We start from the raw sequence: 2,724 nt of genomic DNA, 5'->3' as shown, positions 1-2,724 counted from the left end.
CCGCACGGTGCTGATCGATAACGGCAACGAAACGGAATGGAAGATGTCGCCGCTGCGCACGCCGCACCTCACCGCTTCAGACTTGTATGCCGCCGCCACCATGATCGCCGAGGCCGATGCCCTGCGCCCCGGCACCATGGGCGGAGCGGCCGCGTCATGACGGCCGCCGGCTGGCAACAGGCGAAACGGATTCTCTGCATACGCCTGGACTACATGGGCGACGTGCTGATGAGCACACCCGCCATCCGCGCGCTGAAGCAGTCGTTTCCCGGCAGTGAAATCACCCTTCTCACCTCGTCCAGCGGCGCTGCGGTTGCAAGCTTCATCCCCGAGATCGACGACGTGATCGTCTACGCCGCGCCGTGGCTGAAAAGCAGTGCGGAACACCAGCCCGACGCCGATATGGAGATGATCGGCATGCTTGCGCGACGCCGCTTCGACGCTGCCGTCATCTTTACCGTCTATAGCCAGAATCCCCTGCCGGCGGCGATGCTCTGCTACTTCGCCGGCATTCCGCTGCGCCTGGCGCATTGCCGCGAGAATCCCTACAGCCTCCTGAGCGACTGGGTGCGCGAGACCGAGCCGCAGGAACAGGTGCGGCACGAAGTGCGCCGCCAGCTCGATCTCGTCGCCGCCGTCGGCGCAAGGACGGACGACGAACGCATGTCGCTGCGCGTGCCATCCGCTGCGGCCGCACGCGTCGTCGACCGCCTGCAGTCGATGGGCATTGATGCCGCCGCGACCTGGATCGCGATGCATCCCGGCGCCACCGCGGCCTCGCGCCGCTATCCGCCGCAACACTGGCGCGAAGTGGCACGCGCACTGCGCGCCACCCTCGACTGCCCCATCGTCTTTACCGGCAGTGCGGAGGAAGCGTCGCTCATCGATGACATCCGCGTCGGCCTGCCCGGCACGCATTCGCTGGCAGGGCAGCTCGACCTCGGCCAGCTCGCCGCGCTGATTGCGCTCGCGCCGGTGCTCGTCTCGAACAACACCGGGCCGGCGCACATCGCCGCCGCCGTCGGCACCCCGGTCGTCGACTTGTATGCGCTGACCAATCCCCAGCATACGCCGTGGAAAGTGCCGAGCCGGGTACTGTTCCGCGACGTGCCCTGCCGCTACTGCTACAAGAGCGTCTGCCCACAAGGACACAATCTCTGCCTGACCGGCGTCACGCCGTCCGAAACCGTCAAGGCGGCGCTCGACTTGTTGCGCGGACTTGAGCCGGAAGCCGAGGCGCGCATGCCGCCCATGCGCCCGGCCTGAAGGGCAGAACATTTCCCGCTGCAATTTTTACATCTGCATGCAAAAACGGAAGCGATGAACCCGGGGACAGGCGGCCGGAAGTTTCGCCACGACGACGTTTTCGGGCACGCGCCACCCAATCCGCGCGTATTTGCAGCGCATGTGCGGCACAGGCGCAGCGCCGCGCCGCTTGGCATGGAGCTTGCGATTGACCCGGGTACGCGATACCCCGTAACACGCCACCCCAACGGTAGCCAACACAAGGAGCTCGATATGCCACGCAACGCGCCTTCCAAGAGCAGCAAGACATCCTCGCGTCCAGCCCGCCGCACTTCCAAAGGGTCGGAAGATGACGCACTGCACATTCTTGCCGAGGATCACAAGAAAGTCATGGAACTCTTCGACGAGTTCGAACGGATGAAGGAAGACGAGGAAACCGACGACGAAGCCAAGCAGGTGCTGGTCGAGACCGCCTGCGCGGAACTCACCATCCATGCGCAGGTGGAGGAAGAGATCTTCTATCCGGCCGCGCGCGATGCCATCGACGACATGGACCTCCTCGATGAAGCCGAAGTCGAGCATGCCTCGGCCAAGCAGCTCATCACCGAACTGGCCGCGATGCAGCCCGGCGACGACCTGTACGACGCCAAGTTCACCGTCCTCGGCGAGTATGTGAAGCACCACATCCAGGAAGAGGAAAAGGAGCTCTTCCCGAAGATCAAGAAGGCCGATCTCGACCTCGAAGAGCTAGGCCAGGAAATCAGCGAGCGCAAGATGGAGCTGCGCGAAGAACTCGGCGTCCCCTCCGAGGAGGAGGAGGAAAACGAGGATCCGGACAGCGGCCCGAAGTCAAAGCGCCGCGTGCACTGACCGCATTCACCCCGCATCACACGGGCCGGCCATGCCTCGGCATGGCCATGCCTGGCATCACTTGAAGAAAGGTGTTTCGTGAACTTGCCTGACAAGGAACTGCATCAAGCGTATCCGGGATCGACCCATGCGGTCGACATCCTGGCATTCGTCGAAGCGCAGGAGATCCCGCCCGACTACTTCGAGACGCCCTATCATCTGGCCCCCGCTCCCGGCGGCGAAAAGGTCTACGCGCTGCTGCGCGAGACGCTTCGCCACACCGGAAAGATCGGCATCGCCTATGTGGTAATCCGCTCGCGCCAGCACCTCGCCGCCGTCGTCCCGCAGGGCCAGTCACTGGTCCTCAACACGCTGCGCTGGTCGCACGAGCGCGGCGCTGCCGGCGAGTGCGACATGCCGGAAGAGGAAGTGCTCGACCTCGCGGCCGCCAGGCAGCTCGCAATGCTCGCGCCGCCCATGCACGCCGGAGACCACCGGAACATATTCCAGCCGGCCCAACCGGACCTGGAGGAGAACAAGATGAAAGCGAAGAAAAGCGAGCGCATCATTGTCGAGGAACTCGAAGGCTTGCTGGACGAAGATGACCTGATCGACGACGACTACCTCGCG

The 2,724-nt window shown here is 64.3% G+C and carries 3 protein-coding genes; all 3 read left to right on the top strand.

Translation table 11 applies throughout. The annotated features are described in order from the left end of the window. Positions 1-156: 156 nt before the first annotated feature. Positions 157-1,266, top strand: coding sequence for a lipopolysaccharide heptosyltransferase II (gene waaF, locus VFF99_RS13030; RefSeq protein ID WP_325018534.1), 1,110 nt, complete (start codon positions 157-159; stop codon positions 1,264-1,266). A gap of 252 nt (positions 1,267-1,518) precedes the next feature. After that, a complete protein-coding gene (locus VFF99_RS13025) occupies positions 1,519-2,115 on the top strand; it encodes a hemerythrin domain-containing protein (RefSeq protein ID WP_325018532.1) in 597 nt (198 codons plus the stop codon). Between the two features lie 78 nt (positions 2,116-2,193). Continuing rightward, positions 2,194-2,724 (top strand): Ku protein (locus VFF99_RS13020; RefSeq protein ID WP_325018530.1); only part of this gene is annotated, 531 nt, incomplete at its 3' end.

The organism is Noviherbaspirillum sp., from assembly GCF_035654295.1.
Taxonomy (GTDB): domain Bacteria; phylum Pseudomonadota; class Gammaproteobacteria; order Burkholderiales; family Burkholderiaceae_D; genus Noviherbaspirillum.
The sequence above is the reverse complement of the archived record's forward strand: the minus strand, read 5'-3'. Positions and strand labels throughout refer to the sequence as shown.